Origin of the sequence: Draconibacterium sp., assembly GCF_041583095.1 — a bacterium.
In the GTDB taxonomy this organism is placed as follows: Bacteria; Bacteroidota; Bacteroidia; order Bacteroidales; family Prolixibacteraceae; genus Draconibacterium.
This window is the reverse complement of sequence record NZ_JBFHGM010000237.1, coordinates 1-7,896: the sequence shown is the minus strand read 5'-3', so window position 1 is coordinate 7,896 and position 7,896 is coordinate 1. Positions and strand designations below refer to the sequence as shown.

The 7,896-nt window shown below is 40.6% G+C and carries 6 protein-coding genes; 2 read left to right on the top strand and 4 right to left on the bottom strand.

What is annotated here, in order from left to right; translation table 11 throughout:
- Together argS and ABZB17_RS17660 are read right to left on the bottom strand one after the other, a co-directional pair.
- Positions 1-1,659: arginine--tRNA ligase (gene argS / locus ABZB17_RS17665; RefSeq protein WP_372652080.1), on the bottom strand; the 1,659-nt coding region annotated here is incomplete at its 3' end.
- Positions 1,660-1,762: 103 nt separating this feature from the next.
- Positions 1,763-3,028: an OmpA family protein gene (locus tag ABZB17_RS17660; protein ID WP_372652078.1), complete on the bottom strand. Its 1,266-nt coding sequence runs from the start codon at positions 3,026-3,028 to the stop codon at positions 1,763-1,765.
- Positions 3,029-3,226: 198 nt separating this feature from the next.
- Here ABZB17_RS17660 and ABZB17_RS17655 point away from each other — a divergent pair, with 198 nt between their 5' ends.
- On the top strand, positions 3,227-3,766 hold the full coding sequence (locus ABZB17_RS17655) for a PolC-type DNA polymerase III (protein WP_372652076.1): 540 nt from the start codon (positions 3,227-3,229) through the stop codon (positions 3,764-3,766).
- Here the strand turns inward: ABZB17_RS17655 and ABZB17_RS17650 are convergent.
- Complete coding sequence (locus ABZB17_RS17650; protein WP_303918969.1) at positions 3,763-4,185, bottom strand: DUF5606 domain-containing protein; 423 nt, start codon at positions 4,183-4,185, stop codon at positions 3,763-3,765. The genes ABZB17_RS17655 and ABZB17_RS17650 overlap by 4 nt on opposite strands.
- 147 nt (positions 4,186-4,332) lie before the next feature.
- Positions 4,333-6,429, bottom strand: coding sequence for a TonB-dependent receptor plug domain-containing protein (locus tag ABZB17_RS17645; protein WP_372652074.1), 2,097 nt, complete (start codon positions 6,427-6,429; stop codon positions 4,333-4,335).
- A gap of 314 nt (positions 6,430-6,743) precedes the next feature.
- Here ABZB17_RS17645 and ABZB17_RS17640 point away from each other — a divergent pair, with 314 nt between their 5' ends.
- The gene (locus ABZB17_RS17640) at positions 6,744-7,253 is read left to right on the top strand and encodes an RNA polymerase sigma factor (protein WP_038554909.1); all 510 of its coding nucleotides are present in this window, start codon (positions 6,744-6,746) and stop codon (positions 7,251-7,253) included.
- Positions 7,254-7,896: the final 643 nt, after the last annotated feature.

The following is a 7,896-nucleotide window of genomic DNA, read 5'->3' as shown; positions in this document are numbered from 1 at the left end:
ATAAAACTGGTTGAATTCTTTTACCAGTTCGTAGCAGTAGTTGGCAATAATCGCCGGGCTGTAATTGTCGCCGGCTTCCTCAACTGCTGCAGGGAATAAAGAAATACGTTTCACCAAATCCTTTTCTTTTGATGAAAGCGATTCAACTGCTACATTTTCGTCGATCGTAATATTTTGATCGGCAGCCTTACGCAACACCGATTTAATACGTGCATAGGTATATTGAATAAATGGCCCGGTATTTCCGTTAAAATCGATCGATTCTTCCGGGTTGAACATCATGTTCTTACGTGGATCCACTTTCAAAATAAAATATTTCAGCGCTCCAAGAGCAATCATTTTAAAGGTATTCTCGGCATCGTCTCCGGTTAATGAGTCAAGCTTTCCTAACTCGGCCGACATTTCGCGAGCCACTTCAACCATGTTGTCTACCAAATCATCGGCATCAACAACGGTTCCCTCGCGCGATTTCATTTTTCCCGATGGCAATTCAACCATTCCGTACGAGAAGTGGTACAAATCTTTTCCCCAGCTAAATCCAAGTTTATCAAGCAAAATAGCCAACACCTGGAAATGGTAATTTTGCTCGTTACCCACCACGTAAACCATTTTATCGATCGAATAATCGTTAAAACGCATTTTGGCAGTACCAATGTCCTGAGTCATATAAACAGAGGTGCCATCGCTACGAAGAAGAATTTTCTGATCCAGTCCGTCACCGGTAAGATCGGCCCAAACTGAATTGTCTTCATGCCTTGTAAAAGTTCCTTCTTCAAGGCCTCTCAGCACTTCTTCTTTACCTATAAGGTAAGTGTCCGATTCGTAATAAATTTTATCGAAACCAACTCCCAGCGTTTTATAAGTTACATCAAAACCTGCGTACACCCAGTTGTTCATCATTTTCCAAAGCTCAACTGTTTCCTCATCTTTTGCTTCCCACTTTCTCAACAATTCGCGGGCTGCAATAATTGATGGCGCCTGGTTTTCAGCCTCTTCTTTTGAAACACCTTTTTCAAGCAGTTCCGCAATTTCAGCTTTGTAATGTTTGTCAAATTCAACGTAGTACTTTCCAACCAGGTGGTCGCCTTTCATTCCAGTACTTTCAGGCGTTTCTCCGTTGCCCCACTGTTTCCAGGCATACATCGATTTACAGATGTGGATACCACGGTCGTTTACAATGTTGGTCATTACCACTTTTTTACCGTTGGCCTTCAAAATCTCTGAAATCGAAAATCCCAACAGGTTATTTCTGATGTGCCCAAGGTGAAGTGGTTTATTGGTGTTTGGCGACGAGTATTCAACCATTACCAACTCACTGTCGTCGGTTACGGGTTTTAAGCCATATTCTGAACTGCTAAAGCTGTTTTTAAGAACGTCGAGCCAATAGCTCTGGCTGATCTCCAAATTCAAAAAGCCTTTGATAACATTGAAGTTTTCAACTGTTTCAATATTTTCAACCAAATATTTTCCAAGATCTTCGGCAGTTTGCTCCGGCCCTTTTTTTGAGTATCGTAAAAAAGGAAATACCACAACGGTAATATCACCCTCAAACTCTTTTCGGGTATTCTGAACCTGTACCTGATTTTCCGGTAAATCTGCACCGTACAAAGACTTCATCGCTTCTACGGTTCCTTTCTGAATCAAACTTTCGATACTCATAACTAAGCTTATTTTTTTGAGACCGCAAATATAACACATTACAGCCATAAACGAGAAAAGCCCTGCCAAATGACAGAGCTTTTCGAAAATATTTAATTAAAGCTTACTTGCGAATTTTTGCTACTTCAAATTCAGCTCTACGGTTTTTACGTTTGTTATCTAATGTTGTATTAGGAACAGCCGGTTTAGTTTCACCATAGTTATTAGAACCTACATAAGCGTTGTTCACACCTTTTTGCAATAAGTACTTAACAACAGCCTGAGCACGTCTTTCAGACAATCCCATGTTGTATGATTCAGTACCAATATTATCAGTGTGACCACCAATTACGATATCGTATTCTTTAGCAGCATTTAACTGATCAGCTAATTTATCCAATTCAGCTTTTGCTTCTGGTCTCAGAGTCGCCTTGTCGAAATCGAAGTAGATAGTTGGAATTGAAATTTCACTCCAGTCTGGGCAACCATTGTTGCTTGCAGGACCTACTTCAGAAGGACAATCATCTTCACAGTCAATTACACCGTCGCCATCTGAATCAAGGGGACAACCGTCAGCGTCAACAGGACATCCTTTTGGTGTATCAGGACACTTGTCTTTTGGATCTGGAACTCCGTCTTCGTCAGTATCAGGACAGCCATTGAATTTAGCCAATCCAGGAGTATCAGGACAGTCGTCGTCTTTATCAGCAACTCCGTCACCGTCTTTGTCAGGACAGCCATTTAAAGATGCCGGGCCAGCTTCAGTAGGACAGTCATCTTTGTAATCTGGAACGCCGTCGCCATCAGTATCGATAGGACAACCTTTTTCATCAACTTGTACTCCCGGAGGTGTACCAGGACATTCGTCTTTACGATCACTTACTCCGTCACCGTCTTCATCTTTAGCTTTACCCATTGCGAATTCAAGTACACTGGTAACCTGAAAATGTTCGTCAGTCCATCCGTAAGCATTGTTTGGATCATCTGAATGGTATCCTTTAATACTATTCAAATAAGAACCTGACACGAAAAGTGAAGTTTTTTCACCAACAGGGAATTTCAATCCTACACCATAGTCGAAAGTAAAATCACTTTCATCGTTATCCCACATATAACCAGGACCACCAAAAAGGTATGGCTGAATTGCCATATCGTCATTATAAAGTTTCAAACGCAGGTTCAACAATGATGCAACTACATCAGTTCCGGCATCGTTGAACGACCACCTGTTGTCAAGCATTAAATCGAACCGTGGAGACAGGTAACGACTAACATAAAAATCAGCTAAAATCCCGGTAGCTTCGATTTCAATGTTGTATTCAAACCCGGGGCCAACTCCAATGGCCCATTTGTTGTCTGCATTTTGTGCGATGGTGTAACCAAGGGACAAAACCAATGCAAATAAGAAAAGAGTAATTTTTTTCATAGTTTTGAAATTATTTTTTTTGTTGTTTGTTGAATTCTACGGGCAATTTAGAAATTAATTCGCAGGTATCAAAAAAAGTTAGCTGTCTTAATTTCATGCTTAAGAATATTTTTTTCACAAATTTAAATATTTAAGTTCAATTAATTCAAAATATTAAACATTTTGTTCTCAATAATCGATATCGAAACGACCGGCCAAAGTTATAAAAACGGCAAAATTACCGAAATTGCTATTTATCAACACAACGGACAAGAGGTTACCGACTCTTTTTCGACCCTTATTAACCCGGAAATGGACATCCCGTTTTTTATTACGGAGTTAACCGGAATAAGTAATGAAATGGTAACAACTGCTCCAAAATTTTACCAGGTGGCAAAAAAAATTATTGAGATGACAATGGGGAGAACTTTTGTTGCCCACAATGCCAGTTTCGATTATAAGTTTATAAAAGAAGAATATGCACGCCTGGGATACAATTATCACCGTAAGACAATGTGTACGGTAAAACTTTCGCGAAAACTGCTCCCCGGACATCCGTCCTATTCACTGGGGAAGCTTTGTGCCGATTTAGGTATTGAAATTAATGGCAGGCACCGCGCTGCCGGCGATGCACTGGCCACTGCAAAACTTTTTGATATTCTTCTGGATCGAAACGACTCGCTGGGCAGCCCCAAAGCCGTTAACAATTATAAATTGTTTTAATCCGCTTTTTCTTCTGTTGTTTCGTCCTCTTCAGTTTCTGAAAAGTCAAGCATGTCTTTTTCCTGCAAAGCATTGTACCACTGAAGTACTTTTTTAATGTCGGAAACGTATACCCGATCCTGATCGTAATCAGGCAGTACTTTCTCAAAATAAGTCTTCAACTCATTTCCCGACGATTTATGCGAAATGGCTGCTCCACCATCCTCGGCATCAGAAATGGCTTTAAAAACATCCTTTAACGGCACATCACTTTCGTGAGTGTAAATGGCTATATCTTCCAAAGCCGATACCTTTGCGGTTGAATAAACCGGCATACGCTTTTGCGTGTCTAACGATTCAACAATAATGCTGTTTTTACTTTCGGCAACCATTTTAAACAGTCCCGAGTGTCCTGAAATTGCTAATATACCTTTTAACATGACTATCTAATTTTCGGCGAAGATACAATTTTTGTAGATTTCAAAAAGTAAGTACATGAAGTAAAAAGCCGGAAGCTTGCCTGTTTTGGCTAGCTCCCGGCTCAAAATATTAATTTTTAAGATCTTAAATCAAGCGTTAAAAACAATTTAATTAAATCTGATTTTGTATATAACTCCGGTTTTAAACCAACGCCCGGGCTGTATTACGTTACCAATATCGTTGTATTGTTTATCGAAAATGTTGTTTACCGAAGCAAAAACTGAGAACTGCTTTCTCCGGTAGCTTAACTTGCCGTCGAAAACCCAGAAAGGATCGTACGCCACTTCCCCAACCGGCATTTTATTTTCGAACCGGGTGTAGCTACCTTCCCTGTCCTGGAAAACAAAATGCAAATCGAGCTGCAGCCCTTTCACCAGTTGCTCGCTAAGCGAACCAACCAGTTTATGTTTCAGGTTATCCAAAGCATAATTCGATACCAAATCGGCATTTCCCTTTTCTACATTATTATATAGGTAACTGATTTGAATATTTGGATAGTGGTTTCCATACTCATTTCGTAACAGCAACTGCGCCTGAACCTCAGTTCCCAGGTTATTTATCTCGGTCAGGTTTTGCGGTTGCCAGATCTCCGAAGTAGGATCTTCCTTTACCCAATCGATAATATCTTTTCCATGGCGGTAAAAAATAACAGCATGGCCGCGTATCAGTTTCGATCGAAGTTTTAAACCACCTTCCAAGGTGGCCGACTTTTCAGGTTTTAAATCGGGGTTACCAATGTTCGATGGCCCATCGTAATACAAATCGGTAAAAGTTGGCATGCGCAACGACGTGTTGTAACTCGAGTACAGTTTTACCGCATCCGATACATTATAACTTACATCAATTCCCGGAAAAACATTTAATCCCAAATCACTTCCCGAAATGTAGTTTGCCATCAGCCCGGCTGTAAACGTCCACTTATTTATATAGTATGCATGTTCCAAAAACCCGGAAACCGTATTGCGGTCATCCGATTTGGTAAACAGTGCATCTTCACCGGGCACGTCTTTTGGTTCGTCCATATCCAAACCAAGCGTATTACTATAGATCTGTTCGCGGCGGAATTCAATACCGAACGCCGTTTTCCCGGCGGCCCATTTTACCCACGAGTTAAGGTTGGCACCGTAAACATTAGTCAGATGATAATTATGTCCGCTGTACCAGCCCGGCAGTGTGTCGTTTTGCCAAACCTTGTAACCATCGTTGGTTAAGCCATATTTATCGGTTCGGTACAATTCAAACCGATCGTGATGCCGCCTGTAATAAACAACCGGAGTGAGATGCAATGGCCCGTTACCTTCCCATTTCAGCGAAGTGAACAATGTTTTTGTGGCTTCGTACTGGTTCGGATACTTTGGCGTGTAAAAGCTGTTTGCACCAAATCCCTTTTCTGAAAGGCCCAACTGAAACCTTAACGTACCCTTTTCGGTATTCAACTGATTGGAGTAAAACCCGTTCCGCTCATTAAAATCGGTGTTGTTGGTGTACCCGTCCGATCGTTTTCCGTTAAAAGCGAGCATGTGTTGCATTTTGCCGGTTGAAAACGATCCCGAAAGATTTCCATCGAAATACCCGAAGCTACCACCCGAAACGGCAGCAGAAATTTCAGAATTTGCCGTCTGACGTGTTACAATATTAATAGCCCCCGAAAAAGCGTTGGGTCCGTAAACACGCGCAGCCGGTCCTTCAAGAATCTCGATTCTTTCGATTTGGGCTAAACTAACTGGTAGATTTAAATTGTGATGGCCGGTTTGCGGGTCGGTGATGTTGATACCGTTCAGCAGGATTAAGGTTTGGTCGAAAGTACCACCGCGAACACTAACGTCAGCCTGTACTCCTTCAGTTCCCCGTTGCCGTACGTCGATAGCTGCAACATACTCTAACAGGTCCTGAACACTCTGAGCCGGCGCCGCCTCAATTTCATTTCTCTCAATCACGGAAATTATCCGTGCAACCTGCGAATACAATGCAGGTGTTCGTTGTGCACTAACCTCGATCTCATCAAGGTCGTATTCCATTTTAACTTCAGAAGTGTCCTGAACAGTAGCCATTGTAATTACCGGTGTTGACAGGAAATACACCACCGATAATACTGAAATGACAACTTGTTTCCTTACGGTCAGAAAAGAAGAATAGTTCTTCCTCCCCCACTTTCTGAAAGTTAAAACAGATTGCGCATCATGATTAAACTTTAAATTTTTCATTATAATACTAATTGAACTTTAACAGACAGGATACATTAAACGCTTGATTTTTTTTATTATCGACTTATCCTGTCTCAAATTCGAAGGACAAATATACGCTTTACAATCAGATATCGACAAGCTCTATCACGGGCGGCTCCTATGAAAACACAGACTTAACAATGGGTTTCGTAACCTTTAACCAATCAACGCGTTACCACAATAGAGAATCTTTATCCTGCATAGATAGAATCAACTGATTTATGTTAGCTTTTATTTGCAAAAAGGGACTCGTTTGACTTAAATTTGTTTAGACAAATTAAAAATAAGACGCCATGACTCAGATTCAATTTAATAACGCTTTACTCGGATTGAGTGACAAGTTGCATTACTATGCACTAAGTTTAACTGCTGACTCGGAAAGAGCTGACGATCTGTTACAAGAGACTTTCCTTAAGGCATTAACTTATCGTGACAAGTTTACACAGAACACGAATTTTAAAGCATGGATTTACACCATTATGAAGAACACCTTCATTAATGATTACCGTAGAAACGTGAAAACAAAGAACACCTTCGATGGTTCAAACAACGATTTCCATCTGATGTTCTCGAAAGACAAAGTTTATCCAGCGCCGGATTCGTTCTACAGTTCAAAAGAAATTAACAAGAGCATTAATGCTTTAGAAGATGAATATCGCGTTCCTTTCCGCATGTTTTTAGAAGGATACAAATACAAAGAAATTGCTGAGCAACTTGATTTACCATTAGGTACTGTTAAAAGCCGTATTTTCTTTACCCGCAAAAAACTGGAAAAAGCTTTGAACGAATATTCAGAAAATTAATAATAGAGATAACGTGTATTGGTTTTTAAAAGGTCTTCAATTTTGAAGGCCTTTTTTTATCATAAGAGATTATCTCGAGTTATGATGTTTATAATAATTTTGATTTTTTTTTTGACTAAGACTTTTGGATTTTACTACGACCTCTGTAACTTCTTCCTGCCGGAGGCCTTCATCTTTGCCTTGAAGCAAAGACGAAGCAGAAAATTCAAGACTGCTATTGAACTTTACCCTACGTTTTCATAAAGCCTAAATTCGGGCGGGTGATCTCCTCGCCAACTCGGAGCTTCCCGCTCTCATTAAGGTTTCATTTCAACTTCGGGCAAATTCCAATAGAGGTCATTCCATTGCTGAGATACCAATAAACTCGTAAAGTTGCTACGAAGCTTCGGCCTCGTCCGGTGAGCCGGAAAACAAGCAGTGACGACGTTAATAAATTACTGATGTTTGAGGAGGTACGATTGCCTGTCCCGATCGTAGCATCGGGAAGTTTCAGGAATTTTAGCCGACATTGCGTAACTTTTCCGAGCGAAGTGGGCGCAGCCTTGGTTCGGAAATGCCTTCCTCATGTTTGCTTATTGTCTCAAGACAAAAAGTAAAATCGGCCCGATAGGGCAAAAAAACAATTTCATTTGCTTACTGGTTT